We start from the raw sequence: 17,536 nt of genomic DNA, 5'->3' as shown, positions 1-17,536 counted from the left end.
TAAGCCGGGGAGAGCCGGTCTGAGCCGGGTAGGCCGGAACGGGCGAGCTCGTTGATTAGCATATTGTAATCTTGTAACTATAGCCCAGCCGAATTAATTTTCTTGAGTTGATTGTCCGTTATTAGAGGCAGTTCTCGAATCTTCTTCCGCTTGCTGATTCGTTGAACGATTTTTGGAGGTTTTTGAAGCGCTTCCGCCATTTTTATCGCGCTCGGAGCCGATCGAGCGACGATACTCACTGGCAGCCTCATCATGCTGCCGGGCGGTCTCTGTCTTGAAACGCCTGGCACTGTCCTCTGCTTTTGCCAGGGACCGCTGCAAGGCTGCGTTCTCGTTCCGCAGTCGCTCATTCTCGCCGGTGAGTCGCTCGCTTTCCTGAATGAAATGCAGGCTCATTTCGAATGATTTACGCGTGAAGCCCAGCACGGTCTGGAAACCTTCGTCGCTGAGCGTACGTGCAGCGTCATGACGGCGATAGATGTTGATGAACTGACGCTCACGCTCGTACTGCAATGGCAGGCGACCAAGTCCCCAGTCGTTCAGCAGGCGCCAGATCTCGGGGTTATAGGTGCGGGTGTACTTGAGAATGAAGGGAATGGGGTCGTTTCTGGCCAGCAGCGCTGATAGCCGCAGGATGAGTTCGAATGACAGCGTCGCTGTGCCGTCCTCGACCGCTTCCCAGAAACTGCGATCCTTGAGATTTACTGCATCACTGATTTCAGTAATCGTAAGACCGGTCACTTCTCTGAGATCTTTCAGTGACTGTCCCGCAGCAGCCATCAGTCTGAGCTGATCCTGACTGTTGAGTATGGACTTACCAACCTTGTAGGAGCCACTACCAGTCTTGCGGGCAAGCTTGAATGCGCCGCTGGTGAGCCCGCCAAGGCGGTTCACCCAGCTAAATGCGCCGCCTTGTCTATCCTTCGCAGGCTCCTTTTCGCCGGAGTTGCGCATTTTCGCAGCGTTGTCTGGCTTCTCCGAATTGCTCATGTGCGCTCGACGTCAGGTCGGCGAATGCTTGGCGACCTGGCTCTGCGCATTCAGCAGATCTATCAGAATTTCACCGGACTCCCGTGTGAACAGGTCGGCTTCATCCTTGTCCTTGTCAGTTCGCATCGCCTCGGATTCAACGAAGGTTTCATAGGCACTGAAGTCCTTGAACGTTTCTTCGCCACGCGCACTTCGCTTGGCATTGACCACAGAAAGTTCCTTCTTGCGCTGCTTTTCCAGCTGCGCCTTTCTGCTGGACAGCACCAGACTCAACTCGTTTTCGGCCTTGGCTTCAGCCAGGAAGCTGATCTCTTCCAGAATGGCCTGGTATTCCTTGTTCTTCAGCATCCGGCTTTCATGCTTGCGCGCGAGCTCTGGAAGATACATGTCGAACGAGCTGACCCGATCGAAATCAGCGGCAGCAATCTGGTCCCAGGGCAGGGCCTCGGGCAAGGCATCTTCGCCAATTTCTGCCACATCAATGGCTGATGGGAAGGTGATGTCGGGCAGGACACCACTATGCTGAGTACTGCCACCGGACACACGATAGAATTTGAACTCGGTGATCTTGAGCTGACCGCTCGCCAGGTTCCGCACTGACTGCACGGTGCCCTTGCCAAAGGTCTGGTTGCCTACCACGAGGCCGCGGCCATAATCCTGGATGGCGGCAGCGAAAATTTCAGAGGCAGACGCACTCATTCGGTTGACCAATACGACTAGTGGGCCACCGTATACGATGCTCGTGTCTGGATCGTTATGAACGGCTACGCGGTCATCACTGGTGCGAACCTGCACCGTCGGTCCCTGCGGAATGAACAGGCCTGTGAGCGTGATGGCTTCCTGTAACGCGCCGCCGCCGTTGTTCCTCAGGTCAATGACCAGGCCGTCGATATTACTCTGCTCAAGCTCCTTGAGCAGCTTCCTGACATCGGCCGTGGTGTGCTTGTAGTCAGGATCGCCGAGTTGCGCGCCCTTGAAGTCAGCGTAGAAGGTCGGGATTTCGATCACACCCACCTTGTAGTTCTTGCCGTCGCGCTCGATGTCGAGCACTTCCTTGCTGGCCGATTGATCCTCGAGCGCTACACGATCCCGGACGATCTTGAGCACTCTCGTTTCATCATCGCTTGCAGCATTCGCAGGTATGACCTTCAGGCGCACGATAGACTGCTTGGGGCCGCGAATCAGGTCGACGACCTCTTCGAGTCGCCAGCCAACCACGTCGACCAGTTCTCCATCATCGTCCTGACCGACTGCTACGACCTTATCGGCAGGCTTGAGCTGGCCTGCCTTGTCGGCGGGACCAGCGGGTACCAGTCGCACAACTTTCGTATATTCATCGTCTGTCTGCAAAACCGCGCCGATACCTTCGAGCGATAACGACATGTTGATATTGAAGTTCTCGGAAACACGTGGGCTGAAATACTGGGTGTGAGGATCATACACGCCAGTGAAAGCGTTCATGTAACCCTGAAATACATCTTCACTGCGGGTCTGGCTCGCACGACGAAGCTGACTCTCATAGCGCTTTCGCAGGGTCTTCTTGATTTCATCATCTTTCTTGCCAGTAAGCTCCAGGCTCAAGATGCTGTTCTTGACGCGCTTGCGCCAGATTTCATTCATTTCCGCTTCGTCGGCTGGCCAGGACTCTTCAGCCCGGTCGACCAGAATGGTTTCGTCCTTCTCGAAGTCCAGCTTGTCACTATCCTGCTCAAGCAGGCTCAGCGCATAGTTGATGCGATCGTAAAGACGCTCCTGAAGACGGTTATAAATGCGGAAAGCGGGGTCGAGCTGACCGGTTTTGAGGGCCCCGTCCAGGCGATGACGATAGATCTCGAATTCTTTGATGTCGCTTTCCAGAAAATAGAGCTTCTGCCCATCAAGGTAGTTGAGATAATTATCGAATACCTTGGACGAGACCTCACGATCGATGCGCAGGGTGCGGTAGTGGCTATATTGCAGCTGTCTTGCGATATCCCGGCTGACCTTTTCCTGGGCCACGCTGGGCGAAAGTTTTTCCGCCAGGAAGGCTTCACGATCGGTCACACCGCTTTCGGCTTGCGGCTCCTGCAAGGCAAACGCCGGTCCGCCGCTCCACAAGGCGATTAGAAGCGCGACGCCCGCAAGACGGAATCCGGAGCCGCCCCCTGATGTCAGTGAGCGGGAAGAAGGCGCGCCGCGAAAGCGGCGACTTGCACGAAGAAGCTGAGGCATGTGATCGACCATTGTGAAAATGTACACGATTCAGTCTAGGCTATCATAAACTCTCTCACTAGCAACGTTGCTTATTTGTATATCTGTGACTTGCGGCGCGCGTATCAGCTGAACTGTTTTCCCATCTGTGCCATGGCCTTAAGGCTGGCGGGTGGTTCGAAACGTTCACCAGACGCTGCCATGAGTTCAAGGCTGCGTGCGACGAATGCTGTCAACCCCGTCTGATTGATGAACTGCAGTGCCCCACCAGTCCATGGGGCAAAGCCTATGCCGAAAATGCTGCCGATATTGGCATCAGCCACACTGTGTAGCACACCTTCATCAAGGCACCGTACGGTCTCCAGCGCCTGAATATATAGAAAGCGGTCCTTCAAAGTCTGCAGCTCAGTCGCGCGTGTCAGCTCATGATCGGTCCAGCGATCCACTATCCCGCTCCAGAGGCGCTTGCCCTGGCTACCGTTGGCCAGTTTGACCTGATAGTCATAGAAGCCGCCGCCATCTGCCTTGCCAGTACGTTTGAACTCGTCGACCATCACGTCGATGACGGCCTCGGCGGGGTGCTTCTGATATGTACCACCATCTGCCTTGATATCGGCTTCCGTCTGACGCCGAATATGCCGCATGAGTTTCAGGCTGACTTCGTCAGATATGGCCAGAGGACCGACCGGCATCCCGGCGAGCAGTGCCGCATTCTCTATGCTGGCAGGGTGGATGCCCTCGCCGAGCATGGTAATACCTTCATTGACGAATGTGCCAAAGACGCGGGATGTGAAGAATCCTCGACTGTCATTCACGACGATTGGAATCTTGCCGATCTGGATCACGAAGTCGAAGGCCTTCGCCAGCGCTTCATCCGAAGTCTTCTGACCTTTGATGATTTCGACGAGCTGCATCTTGTCGACCGGCGAAAAGAAATGAAGGCCTATGAAATCTGCTGGCTTTTCCGAGGCGCTCGCCAGCTGTGATATCGGAATTGTCGAGGTGTTGGTCGAGAAGATGCCGCCCGGTGCAAGCATTGGCTCAGCCTCACGAGTCACCTTCGCCTTCAGCTCGCTATCCTCGAACACTGCTTCGATAATGAGATCGCACCCTTCGAGCGCATTCGCGGATATGCTCGGTTCAATCAGCGCGAGCTGTTCGTCCCGCTGCTCCTGAGAGATGCGCTTGCGCTGCAGCTTCTTGTCCAACAGGTTCTGTGTGTAGGCCTTGCCTTTATCCGCCTGCTCCTGCGAGACGTCCTTAAGTACAGTCTGAATGCCCTTCGTCGCAGTTGCGTAAGCGATTCCTGCGCCCATCATGCCGGCACCAATCACACCGACCTTGTTGACCTTGTTCGCCTTGTCACCGCCCGTCTCGATCTGAGGTCGGCTCTTGCCGCCTTTGACATCGTTAAGCTGAAACCAGAAGGTGCCTATCATGTTCTTGGCTACCTGGCTTGTGACCAGCTGAGTAAAATATCGACTTTCAATACGCTGTGCAGTTTCGAAGTCCACCTTGGCGCCTTCGACGACGGTGCTCAGGATGGCTTCAGGGGCAGGGTAGCAGCCCTTGGTCTTCGCTTTCAGCATGGCGGGGGCGATCGCCAGCATTTGCGCGACCTTCGGGCTGTCGGGGCTGCCGCCGGGCATCTTGTATGCCCTGTCATCCCAGGGCTGTTTTGCCTGTGGATGAGCCTTTATCCAGGCGACGGCCGCCTCGATAAGCTCACCGGTGCTGTCGACTACACCGTCCAGTAGCCCCATGGAGAGCGCTTTCTCAACTGTGAGCTGTTGACCCTCTATGAGCAGCGGCAGCGCCTTTTCAATACCGAGCAGGCGGGGTAGCCGCGTGCAGCCACCACCACCCGGCAGCAGTCCGAGCGTCACTTCGGGCAGGCCGACACGGTAGTTCTGCCCGGCTACAGCAATACGGCCGTGGCAGGCGAGCGCGAGCTCCCAGCCGCCACCGAGAGCCGCGCCATTGATAGCCGCGACGACCGGTTTGCCCAGCGTTTCCAGTAGACGGAGCGGTTTGGTGATCTGCTCGGTCAGCATGGTCATGAAGCGTTCGGCATCAGCTGGCTGTACCGCTATGAGCTCCTTGAGATCGCCGCCCGCGAAAAAGGTAGATTTGGCTGATGCGACAATCACACCGGCGATATCTGATTTTTCGGCAAGCAGTCGTTCGACGCATTGACCAAAAGCGTCGCGGAAGTCCTGGTTCATGGTGTTGGCCGACTGACCCGGCATATCCATGGTGAGCACGACGATGCCATCGTCTCTGCGGTCATACTGTATGGCGCTCATTGTGTAGCCTCTGTAGTTGGTCGAATCAATGGAAGTCATTGCTGCGTTCGATAATGGTGGCGATGCCCATGCCGCCGCCGACGCAAAGCGTGATAAGGCCATAGCGCTGCTGCCGTGCTTCGAGTTCATCGAGCAGTGTGCTGACCAGCATCGCACCGGTCGCGCCAAGTGGGTGGCCCATGGCGATCGACCCGCCGTTGACGTTTATCTTGTCCATTGGCACATCGAGCTCGCGCTGGAATTTGAGCACTACCGAGGCGAAGGCCTCGTTGACTTCGAAGAGGTCGATGTCTGCGACTGTGAGGCCAGCTCGCTCGAGTGCGATCCTGGCAGCAGGTGCCGGCCCGGTGAGCATGATGGTGGGGTCCGTGCTGGTGACCGCAGCAGAAATGATGCGCCCTCGCGGCTGCAGTTTGAGTAATCGACCAAGTTGCTCTGAACCGATAAGCACGGCCGCAGCACCGTCGACGATGCCCGATGAGTTGCCAGGCGTGTGTTGATGATCGATTCGCTCGACCCAGGGATATTTATCCCTGACAACGACATCGAAGCCCATGTCGCCCATCATCTGGAAAGATGCTTTCAAACCTGATAGCGCTTCCATGCTGGCATCAGCACGAACGAGTTCATCATGCTTCAGTATCGTCAGCCCGTTGGCATCGACAACGGGAATCACGCTCTTGTCAAAGCGTCCGGCTTTCCAGGCGGCTGCAGCCTTCTGCTGCGATGACAATGCGAAGCGGTCCAGCTCATCACGACTGAAATGTTCAATCGTCGCAATAAGGTCGGCAGAAATCCCCTGCGGCACGAACGCTGTTTTCAGGTTGGTCGCGGGATCGAGCGCCCAGGCGCCGCCGTCGCTGCCCATCGGCACGCGCGACATGGATTCCACGCCGCCGGCTACGATGAGCTGCTCCCAGCCACTACGCACTCGTGCAGCGGCCTGATTCACGGCCTCAAGACCCGAAGCACAGAAGCGATTCAGGGTGACGCCAGCCACTCGCTCATCCCAATCCGCGACGAAGGCTGCTGTCTTCGCTATGTCAGCGCCCTGATCACCAACGGCTGTCACACATCCCATCAAGATGTCATCCACGTGACTGGTATCAAGCTGATTGCGGTCTTTGATCGCGCGCAGCGCTGTTGCCAGCAGGTCGACAGCCTTGACTTCGTACAGTGAGCCGTCTTGCTTGCCTTTGCCTCGTGGTGTGCGCACGGCATCATAGATGAAGGCGTGTTGTGTCATGGCCAGGTGCTCCGAAAAATTGGTTTGAACGCTGGCCCTACCTTAGAGCAAGCGTCTGAGGTCAGGTATGACGTAATCCGACATTCGGGCTGACCACTGCGGCCAGGGACGGCAGTCTGGCTGCCGTCCGGAAGGGGTGGGATGCTAGAGGTCGTCTGCGAGTTTCTTGACTGTGGCATTGTCCTGTTGCGCCGCAGCAGTCTTCAGGGCCTGAAGCCGATACGCAGCATCGTGTCGTGCATGTCGTGCCGGCTGCACACCGTGGCCATTGTTGCGCGCAAACACCTGGGTGAATTCAGCGCCAAACAGGAGTATGAGGCTTGTGTAGTACACCCAGAGCATCACGAGGATGATGGATCCTGCCGCGCCGAAGGCGGCCTCAGGGTCGGACTTTCCAAAGTAGAATCCGAGCAGAAATTTGCCGAGAGTGAACAGAACGCTGGTGAGCAGTGCACCGAGCCAGACAGAACGCCACTGTACCTTCGCATCCGGCAACACCTTGAACATCAGCGCAAAGAAAATGGTCAGTACCGCAATGCTCAGCAAATTGTTCAACAGGAAGAAGATCACCGTAGGGAAACCTGGCAGCTGTGATTCTATCCACCCGTTCAGCAGCGCGAGCGCGGCTGACATCATCAGAGATACAATCATCAGGAATGCGATTACGAGCACAATACTGAATGCCGTGATGCGGCCGAGGGCCATCTGCTTGAAGCCGGCAGATGGATCGACTTCCACGCCCCAGACGGCGTTGATGGATTTCTGCAGCTGACTGAACACCCCACTCGCCCCGAATACCAGGGTTGCAATGCCAGCGATCATGGCCAGCAGGGAATTGGTCTCCTTGCGCGAGTTCTCGACCATGGTGGCAATCTGTTGCCCGGCCTCGGGGCCAACAGTGTTGGCGATCTGCTCTGCCACTACCTGATTGACGTATTGTGGACTCCACACAAGGCTGGCCAAGGTAATGACGATGATGACCAGGCCGGGAATGGAGAAGATCGAATAGTAGGCTAGGGCAGCACTTTTCTGAAAGGCGTCGTCAGCGAGCCAGTCGCTAAAGGTTTCCTTCAAGTAGTTCGCAAACCGGGGTGTCTTCATGCGCTCGTGCTGCTCCTGTATGGCCGTCGCCGCAAAAGCGCAGCGCTTACCGGTATACGCCGAAGGTATCAGCTCTGCTCAGTTACCCGGAATACGAGATCGCCAGCGTTCAGCACCCAGCCATATCAGTCGCAGCTTTTTCACTGTCAGATCCACAAACTCCTGGCGGAAGGTCGGACTGGAGTCGACCTGGTCGAGCAGGTCAGTGGTGCTTTCGAAAACGGCGGCGACGATGAGTTGCGAAATCATTTGAAGGTCAGCGCTATCGACGTCCCCCAGCATGTGAAGCTGACGTATATCGGAGGCCAGCTCATTGGCAAAAAAGCTGAGCTCGTTGCGGATGGCTGCCCGCAATCTCACTGTGCCGCCGGCCCGGCACTGATACATGAAATAGAAGTGATTGCGATGGCGACACACGAAGTCGGTGAAGAGTTCTACTGAACTTCTCGTCAGCTCACCCGAATAGCCGTCCGCCTGACGTACGCCGCGCAACTTGCGACGCAGCATCATGCCCAGGTCGTCTACGATATCGAGGCCCAGCTCCTCCATGTCGGTGAAATGACGATAGAAAGAGGTGGGCACGACGCCGGCATTCTTCGCAACCTCCCTGATGCTGATCCCGGTAAAGTTTTCTCCGTTCCCCACCAGAGTGAGCGCAGCGTCGACCAGAGACTGGCGAGTCTGTCGCTTCTTTTCTTCACGACTCAGGATGCGTTGACTGTCCAGAGGGTCACCATGCACTTGAAGTTAGGGCGATAGCGCGTTCACTACCGGTTAGTTGTGTCCAATTGTACACTATTGCCAGCCTGGCCCGCCAGAATGCGAGCAATCACCGAGCACGCTACTCATACTTTCGGCCTACAGCCCCCGTATAAGTGACGAATAGGTATAAAACGACCACAAATTTCAGTGTACAGATGTTGACTGAGAGGGTGCTTCGGCATAAAGTGAGTGCACACTTGTACACAAAGTCCCCTTGCATCGGGTCGGAGTCATCTCATGCCTATTACAGGAGCCATGCCATTGCTGGTCACTGGTTACCATACCCTGCACGCCATAGCACGCACTCTTGAAGCGTCGGTGTCTACCCTGCATGAACGCGTTAGGGAGACGCCTGGTATTTTGCCGCCAGGCCTCCTGGGAAGCTATCTCAATTTCCTGTTATGTGAAATAGACCCCAGGCTCAACCAGGCCCGGGTGCCCGCCGCAGTAGTCGCCATCACGCAAGAAACCGACACCGTTCGTAGCTATGTTCTTCGACCGGCACGTCGCTGGGGCAGCTTCGAAGCTGGCCAATATACGCGGATTGAAATAGAGATTGACGGTGTTCGCATCAGTCGGAATTACTCCATGTCGTGTGCGCCGTCGAAACTTGAAAAAACCGGCTGTATCAGCATCACGATCAAGCAGGTCGAAGGTGGTCGGGTCTCGAATTGGCTGGCTGAGCATTGCCAAGTGGGTGATCTCATTCATCTTGCGCCGGCCAACGGCGAGTTCACCCTTGTCAATTTCGAAACAGCCCGCGAACGCCTGGGATCCGATCGCATCAAGGCCCCGCTTTTCGTCGCTGCAGGTAGCGGTATCACCCCGATCATGTCCATGCTGGAGACACGGCTGCAACATGAGCCGATGGCCGACACCCACTTGACCTTCTTCGTTCGCAACGAACGTGAAGTCATATTCTCCAGTCGCATGCAGCAGTTGGCAGAAAGGCATCCCGGTTTGAAGCTCGATATTGTGCACACCGACACCGATGGTCTCGTGTCAAAGGAAAAGCTTCTCAAGCTGGTGCCTGATATCGCGCAGCGTTCAGTGCACATCTGTGGCCCTCAAGGCTTCATGAGCCTCGTAACAGAAGAGGCCACTGCGCTTGGTGTGGCGCCGGAAGCAGTCTTCATCGAAAGTTTTGGCGCGGCAGTACCCGCTTCACCCCTCTCAACGAATGCCAAAGCCACGCTCCATTTCGCGCGCAGCGGTGGCAGCATCGAATCGGAAGGCGGCAAGACCTTGCTGGAACTCGGTGAGGCAGCAGGCCTGAGGCCCAAGTTCGGCTGCCGCAGTGGCATCTGTAAGGAATGTCTATGCGAAAAAGCATCCGGACCGGTTTATAACCGCCTGACAGGCGAAATCGATTCAGAGCCCGGTGTTCATGTGCAGGCGTGTATTTCAGTACCCATCGGTCAGGTTTCGATCGCAGGCTGGTAAGGCCTGCGCGTCGCCGACCGAACAGACACTTTCACCAATTTAAGCTCGAGCCCCGCAAAGGAGTACACAATATGGATATGCAGACCAGGCCACTTAGTCTGATGACACGAGAAGAACTTGACAGTTTTGGCGCTGAGCTCGACGAGCTGCGCAATGAAGTCATGGCTGATCTCGGGCAGCGGGATGCGGACTACATTCGTAGTGTCGTGCGTCGCCAGAGGTATGCCGAAATCGCAGGCCGCGCGCTTATTCACTTCAGCCTGACCCCGTTGTCGTGGGCTGCCGGAGTGGGTCTGCTGTCGCTCTCCAAAATACTCGAGAACATGGAGGTCGGTCACAATGTCCTCCATGGCCAGTACGACTGGATGAACGATCCTGAGCTGAACTCACGCGCTTATGAGTGGGATATTGTCTGTGACTCCGAATCATGGCGGCACTATCATAATTATGAACATCACACGTTCACCAATATCATCGGCAAGGATCGTGATTACGGCTACGGTCTGATGCGTTTGAGCAGAGATGAGCCCTGGAAGCCCTGGCACCTGACACAGTTCGGCAACTATCTCGCATTGTCGGTGTTCTTCCAGTGGGGCGTTGCACTGCATGAGCTTGAAATCGACAATATACGCAAGGGCACCGTCAAGCCATTGGACAAGATCCCTTTCCTCAAGCGCTTCGTCGACAAGACCAGTCATCAGCTCGGCAAAGACTACGTGCTGTTTCCTTTGCTGGCAGGGCCGTTCGCACCTAAGGTTTTTGCTGGCAACCTGATTGCCAATCTCAATCGTAATCTCTGGACCTCAACCATCATTTTCTGCGGACACTTTACGGAAGACGCGCAAACCTTCCTCGAAGAGGAGTGCGAGGATGAGTCGAGGGGGCAGTGGTACTATCGGCAGCTGCTGGGCTCAAGTAACTTTACTGGCAAGCGGTGGCTGCATATCATGAGCGGTCACTTGAGTTACCAGATCGAACACCACATGTATCCCGACATACCTGCGCACCGGTATCCGGAAATTGCAGGTCGAGTGGAAGAGATCTGCCGACGCTACGGCGTCCCGTACAACACGGACACCTTCCTCAATCAGTACAAGACCGTAGTCACTCGAATTCTCAAACATTCAGTGCCGGATAGTCTGACTGAGCCGGGCGGTGCTCTTGATAAGGTAGGCGGCGTCGTCAATCGAATGCTCGGCAGGTTTACTGGGCAGCGGACGCTTGCTTCATGATAAACAGCTAGATAACGAGCAGGGAAAACATATGTCGCAGCCACCCGATTCAGTGGCAGCACAGTTGCTGGAGCGCCATGTTGCGCACGAGCTGGACCGCTTCGACAGTGAAAGCCTGAGCCAATGGCTCAGGACTGAGTTGCATGAGCTGATGACGTGGCTTCGGGGGCGGCGTCTTGAAGAGATCGTGACGGCCCAGCAGGTCAAGGATATCATTCGGCGTAACGTCGTCGACCGCGAAATTTCAGGTGCCGGCGTCGAAATCGCCGGAGAAGCCGCGACACATCTTTTTACTTCTGAAGCTCATCGCCAGACTCGCCTCAAGCAGATCATGAGCACAGTCCAGTTCGCAGGCTTTGCAGACAAGGTGCTCGAACTGCGTGAGCAGCGTATGAAAGGCATTAATCACATCATCGACCTGCCTATCTACAGGGAGTTGATTTCCGGTGTGATTTACAAGGCTATTGCGCGCTACATCGCCGACGCCAGCATGATGAACGTCAGGGGCGTCTCGTCGATGCTCAAGATGGGGCGCGGGGTCATGAACAAGACCATGCCAAATCTCGAAAGTGCCGTCGAAGAAAATATCAAGAAATTCATCAATAAGAACATTGGCTTCCTCTTGCGTGAAAGCAAGTCCTTCTTTGAATCCTTTACCGATGAAGATCTCAGAGAGTCTGCGATGGATCTTTGGGATATTGCAGAGAACAAGACCCTTGGCGAAATTCAGGAGGGGATGGATAGCATCGACCTCTCTGAATTCGTGGTGCTCGGTTATGAGTTTTGGCTCAATTTTAGAACCACGCCATATTTCAAAGACAGCTATGAGATGATCGTCGACTACATCTTCACCAAGTATGGTGAGGGTGATCTCAGTCTGCTGCTGGACGATTTTGACGTGACCTCAGAGCGTATTTTGACAGAGGTCGAACCTCTGCTGCCATCGCTCATGACAGCCCTGAAAGAGAGTGGACAGCTCGAAGCTATCGTCAGACGACGGCTGGCAGATTTCTACCAGTCACCAGCAGCTTTAGAGCTCCTGGCCCCGCCGCCGGTTAAAAAGAAAAGGCAATCTAAGTAGATAGCTCTTAATTTCTTCCGTGCCTAAAGATCTCCCTATATAGTCCCTTCACTTTTTACAGGTAGGGAGAGTCTTTCAAATGCAATGGCAAGGCTGGTTTGCTTTGGCGCTCACGGTGAGCGTTCTGCTGCTTCTCGCATTAACAAAGATACGAGCGCATGTTGCAATGATGGGCGCTCTGACCATTCTTAGCGTTGCCGGCTTGCTCACGCCGGCGGAGGCTCTCGCTGGCTTCAGCAACAGCGGTTTGATCACCGTGGCGGCCATGTTCGTCGTTGCCTGCGGCATCCATGGTTCGGGCGGCATTGATATCCTCGTCAATCGTGTGCTTGGAACCCCCAGCGGCCATCGTGCTGCGCTCACGCGAATGAGTGCGCCCGTCGTTATTCTCAGCGCCTTCCTGAACAACACCCCGGTTGTCGCGACCATGATTCCAGCTGTCTCGGCATGGGCTCGGAAGATCGATATAAGTCCCTCGAAACTGATGATCCCGCTCAGTTATACCGCTATCCTTGGCGGGACCATCACATTGATCGGTACCAGCACCAACCTCATCGTGGACGGCCAATACCAGACACTGACCGGCCAGGAAGGCTTTTCGCTGTTCTCCATTACGGCCGTCGCCCTGCCTGTCGCGGTTATCGGACTGCTGTTCATGTGGCTCGCATTCCCCAGGCTCCTGCCAAATCGAAACAGAAAGGAGACCTTTGAAAATCTTCGCGAGTTCACGCTGGAGGTGCAGGTCGCTCACGATGGGCCGCTCGTCGGTGCATCTATACAGTCTGCTGGCTTGCGCAACCTCAAACGCGTCTTCCTGGTAGAGATCGAGCGTAACCAGAACATCCTCACTGCCGTCTCGCCTGAAGAGACGCTGCGGGGCGGCGACCGCCTTGTCTTCGCTGGTGACACAGAAGCGATCTCGGACTTGTTACGGGTGAAAGGCATCATTCCCTCGACTGACCAAACACCGACGAGCTCCCTGCGAACTGACAGGGCAGAGCGCTGTCTCGTTGAAGTGGTGGTCTCGCCGCACTGCTCAGCTGTTGGACTCGCCATTCGTGAAGCCCAATTTCGTGATCGATACGGCGCAGTCGTGCTGGCGGTGGCCAGGCACGGTGAGCGGGTAAAAGGCAATCTTGGTAGCATCAAGCTGAAAGCCGGCGACACTCTGCTGCTCGAAGCGCGGCCGGCCTTCGTAAGCCGCCAGCGCTATAACAAGGACTTCCTGCTGATCAGCGATCTCGAGAAAGAGACCCCACGCCACAGCAGGGCGATTCTTTCGTGGATCATACTGTTCGCGCTCGTATTCGCCGCAACCTTTGACATCCTGTCGATGCTCAATGCCGCGCTCATGGGTGCTGGTCTGATGTTGTTGACCGGCTGCTGCACGGTTTCACAGGCGGAGCGGAGCCTTGACCTCGGGGTGCTCATCACGATAGCCGCTTCCCTGGCGCTCGGCGCAGCGCTTGAAAAAACCGGGGTGGCGGGCTTCGTAGCCTCGCAACTGACCGAAATCAGCGATGGCCGCCCATGGCTTCTGCTGCTGTTGGCTTATGTGACCGTGTCTTTATTGACCGAAGTGATCACCAATAATGCCGCAGCTGTCATCATGCTGCCGATCGTACTGAGCCTGGTGGAGCAGTCTGGCCTCAACGCCGAGCCTTTTGTATTCGCCATCATGATGGCGGCTTCAGCAAGTTTTGCGACCCCACTTGGCTATCAGACCAACCTGATGGTGTATGGTCCTGGTGGGTATCGCTTCAATGATTTTCTACGAGTCGGCATTCCGATGAATATCATCGTCGGCTTCAGCACCGTGACCATACTTTGCCTGTTCTGGCCGCTCTCTGAAGTCTAACAAAAGCCCAGAACTGGGCTAGACTTCGGAAAAGCCTTGTAAGTCGAAACGGAGAAAGACAAGTGACAGTGCTAGACAATATGTACAACTATTATGAGCGGATGGTCATAGAGGAACTGGCGCTGCAACTGGAAGGGCGAGAGCCTGATCAGGACAAGGTTTGTGACATGGCCTGCGTCGCGCTCAACAGCTTACCTCCACGGTACATCCGCCATAGTGTGGATATGGCCTTCTTTCTTCAGGCTGATGACCTCCGCAAGATGCGTGACGCAGTCGCGGAGAGTGTTCGCGAGGCCATTCGCAAAATCACGCCCGAGCATGCAGATTCTGCCAGCGGGTCGTAAAGAGATCGCTAAGTGCGGTCGTGTCACTGGCCGCCGGGGCGTCTAGCGACTGTAGCGCCACAACAGCAGCGGCACCCCGTTCGAATTCCGTAAGGAGGGTCTCCGGAAAGCCCTCCAGCTCGGCTGGCGAGCCTCGCTGAGCCGAATACGCCGCCTCCGCTGCTGGTCGGTTGCGCTGGCCAATTTCTGCCAGACGCTGCATCTGCAGAGACATCCGAACCGGCTGATCGGCTGCGGGCGAGTCCACCCCGGTTGCGATTTCTGCTCGCACGATCGACTGTCGCAGGCTGGCTGCGAGTAGCTGCGCGTCGGCACCCTTCTCAAGTTCGCCTAGCAATCGCCTCGCTTCATGCAGTATGTGGGCCTTGTCTAACCAGTCGGCACTTTGATCGGAGCCGAATACCTTTTGAACAACAGTGCTCAGCAGTGACTCAGGGTCGCTTGCAGCCCCGCTTTCCCTGTCATCGCCGAGCGCTCGGGCGAACTGAACAAGCTTACGCCACACAGCTTCAGTCTGGCTGGATTCGAGGTGCTTCCTGGCATCGTTTACCTCTGCAAGCAGCATGTCGACGCGCTTTTCAAGCTTGGAATCAGTACCCCTGCCACTAGGTGACGCGCGCCGTGACGATTCGCCAGCGTCGTTTTTCGCACCTGCCCGAAGCTCTGAACCTACTGCACGTATTTCAGCTTCGACTGCGGACAGTTCACTTTCGAGCGCCTGTCGGTCACTCGTAGAAAGAGCCTCGGCCTTCAGTTGTGTGACCAGGTGGGACAAGCGCTTGGCCTGGGTATCGAGGCTTGAGCTTATCGCCTGCTCGAACTGGCGACGTGAGTCCCGGTTGCCTGCTGCCACCTCGCTCCGTCGTTCAAAACTCTTGTCACAGAGCGCTCTGAACTGCAGCCAGAGCTGTCGATCATCCTTTCGCCATGTCTGGGGCAGGGCCTTCCATCGTGCCTGAGCGGCCTTGACGGCGTTCGTCACTTGCTCAACCTCGCCGTCCGAACTGCTTTCGAGCAGTGTCGCTATTTCTTCTATCAACGCAAGACGGCCTGCCTTCCCCGTTTCACGGGCGGTGATCAGTGGCGCCTCGACCTGGGCGATCAGGGCATCGAAAGCTGACTGCAGGTTTTTCTCGTCGCGCCGGTCGACAGGAAAAGCCGCCCGCCACTCCTTCTTGGAGCGCTCCACTATAGTTTCGAGTGCTGATAGCTCAACATCTTTAGGATCGCTTTGTTCCATGAGTTTGCCGAGCGCAGCGAGAATCTCTTCGCGCTTTTGCTTATTCAGCGCTCGTAAGCGCTTTTCTTCCTCGAAATAGGCACTGCAGCTTTTCTGTATCGAATTCATGACTGACTGAAATCGACCATACAGACGTTTGTCTGGGCAGGGGCCCAACTGATTCCATTCTTCTCGCAAGGCTTTCATGCGCTGTGCCTTGTCTCTGGGTGCAACTGACATCGAGTCGAGTCGCTCTGCTTGTTCCAGTAGCGCTTCCTGTTTCGGCTGCGTGGCAAAAGAGGCCCACGTGCGCAATTCATGCAGTTTCTGCCCCAAAGTTCTCCGCTCAGCGTCAAGCGATCGGACAAATTCCTTGGTAAGTCTGATGCCGTCACGACCAGCCGCATCACCTGCAGCGCTCTCGATTGCAGTGACGCGCTCATCGAAGTCCTTCAGCTGTTGCGCGGCCTGAGAAGTCTGACCGTCCTCGAGTGCTTGCTCGCACTGTGCCAACAGCGCCGCGAGTTCTGTTTTATGACGCCCAAGTCGATCCCGCAGCTCCGCCACCGCCTGAGCACGCGCAGCTGCGACTCTGGCAGCCTCTTGCTGCTCTTCAGACGGGGCCTCCTCTTTTTCGGCACGCGCCGCCTGTGCCTCGAGCTCCGCCTCGGCCTGGGCTGCCTGTGAAGCACGCATCAGCGACTGTTGCATGGTTTCGAGACGCCCCATGGCCTCATCGAAAGCTTTGGCCAAGTCAGCTGGCGGTTTATCGTAGGCCGCTTCCTCGCAGGCATTTGCCCAGCGGGTAGTCTGAGTGCTGATGAGCGCAGCGAGTGCTGGCGCCTGATTCGCAGTTGGGGGCGAAGCTTCTAATTGGTCGAGTGTTTGGTGTAGCGCCTCTATTGTTTCTTTCAGTGCAAGCTTGCGATCCACCCGTTGTACCAGTTGCTCAGCCTGGCCCAGTAGTTCGCTCACGCGCCGGGTCAACTCTACTAGCTGCGCATCGTCCGCCGGCCCTGCGGCGGTGAGGTCCTGAAATCGCTTGCGCAGGCCTGGCAGTCGCTCGTCGAGCCGGTACCAGGATTCGCTCTGGATCATGGCTTCGAGTTCATGTGCAATGCCAGAAAGACCCTGCAGAGACTGGTTCAACGCTTCGGCACGAGATTTCGCCGAATCGATCCTTTTCCTGACGATGGCATAGGCGCCTTTATCCTTGCGGCGCAGCACCTGTGCTGTTTGCTCAAGCAGTTCGACATTGCTCAACAGCGCCGCCGCCTGCTGCCGTACCTGGCCTCTAGGATGATGCATGGCGACATGCGCGACGCAGGCCTCGTTGCAGTTCGCCGCGTGATCGAGCAGCGCCTGCGACTGCAGGCCGGATTGTTCATGTGTCAGCAGCAGATGCAGCAGGCGACTTTGTCGTGCCTCGTCAAGTTGGGCAAAGTTCTGTTCAAAGTATTCGATGAGCGCAGTCAGAGCCTCGCCTTTCAGTGAGGTGATGTGTCTTTCAGCGATCCCGGCAATCGAGGGTTCAGGGTGTCCTGCAAAATTGAGCAGTACGCCCGCGTCCCGTATCTGTGCGAGGCCAGCGGCCACGACCTGTTCTGCGCTGTCTTCCGCGAGCACCTGCAGCAGGATCTTTCGATCCGCTTCGCGCGCCCACTCAAGCTGGCTCAGCGCTTCGGCGCGAATGGTGGGATCGGCGTGCTGCCAACGGGGTTTGAACAGGCGCGAAAGAATACTGGGCATGATTGGAGCTCACGG

The 17,536-nt window shown here is 56.2% G+C and carries 12 protein-coding genes; 5 read left to right on the top strand and 7 right to left on the bottom strand.

Annotated features, from left to right (window positions below; translation table 11 throughout):
• Nucleotides 1–93: 93 nt before the first annotated feature.
• The 6 genes from ACH3PB_RS09155 to fabR all read right to left on the bottom strand — a co-directional run bounded on the left by ACH3PB_RS09155 (nucleotide 94) and on the right by fabR (nucleotide 8,574).
• Nucleotides 94–990 carry a helix-turn-helix domain-containing protein gene (locus tag ACH3PB_RS09155; protein ID WP_416399152.1) on the bottom strand — a complete coding sequence of 299 codons (897 nt, stop codon included), beginning with the start codon at nucleotides 988–990 and terminating at the stop codon, nucleotides 94–96.
• Between the two features lie 12 nt (nucleotides 991–1,002).
• Entirely contained in the window at nucleotides 1,003–3,201 is a 2,199-nt protein-coding gene (locus ACH3PB_RS09150; protein ID WP_416399151.1) for a carboxy terminal-processing peptidase, read from the bottom strand.
• A 104-nt stretch (nucleotides 3,202–3,305) separates the two neighbouring features.
• The gene (locus tag ACH3PB_RS09145) at nucleotides 3,306–5,486 is read right to left on the bottom strand and encodes a 3-hydroxyacyl-CoA dehydrogenase NAD-binding domain-containing protein (protein WP_416399150.1); all 2,181 of its coding nucleotides are present in this window, start codon (nucleotides 5,484–5,486) and stop codon (nucleotides 3,306–3,308) included.
• A gap of 25 nt (nucleotides 5,487–5,511) precedes the next feature.
• A complete protein-coding gene (locus tag ACH3PB_RS09140) occupies nucleotides 5,512–6,732 on the bottom strand; it encodes an acetyl-CoA C-acetyltransferase (RefSeq protein WP_416399149.1) in 1,221 nt (406 codons plus the stop codon).
• Nucleotides 6,733–6,876: 144 nt separating this feature from the next.
• Nucleotides 6,877–7,833, bottom strand: a complete 957-nt coding sequence (locus tag ACH3PB_RS09135; protein WP_416399148.1) for a YihY/virulence factor BrkB family protein — start codon at nucleotides 7,831–7,833, stop codon at nucleotides 6,877–6,879.
• Between the two features lie 78 nt (nucleotides 7,834–7,911).
• Nucleotides 7,912–8,574, bottom strand: coding sequence for an HTH-type transcriptional repressor FabR (gene fabR, locus ACH3PB_RS09130; RefSeq protein ID WP_416399147.1), 663 nt, complete (start codon nucleotides 8,572–8,574; stop codon nucleotides 7,912–7,914).
• Between the two features lie 258 nt (nucleotides 8,575–8,832).
• Here fabR and ACH3PB_RS09125 point away from each other — a divergent pair, with 258 nt between their 5' ends.
• The 5 genes from ACH3PB_RS09125 to ACH3PB_RS09105 all read left to right on the top strand — a co-directional run bounded on the left by ACH3PB_RS09125 (nucleotide 8,833) and on the right by ACH3PB_RS09105 (nucleotide 14,553).
• The gene (locus ACH3PB_RS09125) at nucleotides 8,833–10,038 is read left to right on the top strand and encodes a flavin reductase family protein (RefSeq protein WP_416399146.1); all 1,206 of its coding nucleotides are present in this window, start codon (nucleotides 8,833–8,835) and stop codon (nucleotides 10,036–10,038) included.
• Between the two features lie 71 nt (nucleotides 10,039–10,109).
• Nucleotides 10,110–11,270, top strand: a complete 1,161-nt coding sequence (locus ACH3PB_RS09120; RefSeq protein ID WP_416399145.1) for a fatty acid desaturase family protein — start codon at nucleotides 10,110–10,112, stop codon at nucleotides 11,268–11,270.
• 31 nt (nucleotides 11,271–11,301) lie between these two features.
• Nucleotides 11,302–12,351, top strand: a complete 1,050-nt coding sequence (locus ACH3PB_RS09115; protein WP_416399144.1) for a hypothetical protein — start codon at nucleotides 11,302–11,304, stop codon at nucleotides 12,349–12,351.
• 79 nt (nucleotides 12,352–12,430) lie between these two features.
• Nucleotides 12,431–14,209, top strand: coding sequence for an SLC13 family permease (locus tag ACH3PB_RS09110; protein ID WP_416399143.1), 1,779 nt, complete (start codon nucleotides 12,431–12,433; stop codon nucleotides 14,207–14,209).
• 62 nt (nucleotides 14,210–14,271) lie between these two features.
• Nucleotides 14,272–14,553, top strand: coding sequence for a late competence development ComFB family protein (locus tag ACH3PB_RS09105; RefSeq protein ID WP_416399142.1), 282 nt, complete (start codon nucleotides 14,272–14,274; stop codon nucleotides 14,551–14,553).
• On the opposite strand, the gene ACH3PB_RS09100 is transcribed toward ACH3PB_RS09105, so the two are convergent.
• Nucleotides 14,516–17,521: a DUF349 domain-containing protein gene (locus tag ACH3PB_RS09100; RefSeq protein WP_416399141.1), complete on the bottom strand. Its 3,006-nt coding sequence runs from the start codon at nucleotides 17,519–17,521 to the stop codon at nucleotides 14,516–14,518. The two genes, ACH3PB_RS09105 and ACH3PB_RS09100, sit on opposite strands and share 38 nt — an antisense overlap.
• Nucleotides 17,522–17,536: the final 15 nt, after the last annotated feature.

The organism is Allohahella sp. A8, assembly GCF_047946665.1.
Taxonomy (GTDB): domain Bacteria; phylum Pseudomonadota; class Gammaproteobacteria; order Pseudomonadales; family Oleiphilaceae; genus Allohahella.
Note: the sequence above shows the minus strand (reverse complement) of the source record. Positions and strands in the feature narration are given on the sequence as shown.

What these genes read in the sequence shown, in the direction of transcription:
- ACH3PB_RS09155 (WP_416399152.1), bottom strand. Translation starts at nt 990, where the DNA reads ATGAGCAATTCGGAGAAGCCAGACAACGCTGCGAAAATGCGCAACTCC.
- ACH3PB_RS09150 (WP_416399151.1), bottom strand. Translation starts at nt 3,201, where the DNA reads ATGCCTCAGCTTCTTCGTGCAAGTCGCCGCTTTCGCGGCGCGCCTTCT.
- ACH3PB_RS09145 (WP_416399150.1), bottom strand. Translation starts at nt 5,486, where the DNA reads ATGAGCGCCATACAGTATGACCGCAGAGACGATGGCATCGTCGTGCTC.
- ACH3PB_RS09140 (WP_416399149.1), bottom strand. Translation starts at nt 6,732, where the DNA reads ATGACACAACACGCCTTCATCTATGATGCCGTGCGCACACCACGAGGC.
- ACH3PB_RS09135 (WP_416399148.1), bottom strand. Translation starts at nt 7,833, where the DNA reads ATGAAGACACCCCGGTTTGCGAACTACTTGAAGGAAACCTTTAGCGAC.
- ACH3PB_RS09125 (WP_416399146.1), top strand. Translation starts at nt 8,833, where the DNA reads ATGCCTATTACAGGAGCCATGCCATTGCTGGTCACTGGTTACCATACC.
- ACH3PB_RS09120 (WP_416399145.1), top strand. Translation starts at nt 10,110, where the DNA reads ATGGATATGCAGACCAGGCCACTTAGTCTGATGACACGAGAAGAACTT.
- ACH3PB_RS09115 (WP_416399144.1), top strand. Translation starts at nt 11,302, where the DNA reads ATGTCGCAGCCACCCGATTCAGTGGCAGCACAGTTGCTGGAGCGCCAT.
- ACH3PB_RS09110 (WP_416399143.1), top strand. Translation starts at nt 12,431, where the DNA reads ATGCAATGGCAAGGCTGGTTTGCTTTGGCGCTCACGGTGAGCGTTCTG.
- ACH3PB_RS09100 (WP_416399141.1), bottom strand. Translation starts at nt 17,521, where the DNA reads ATGCCCAGTATTCTTTCGCGCCTGTTCAAACCCCGTTGGCAGCACGCC.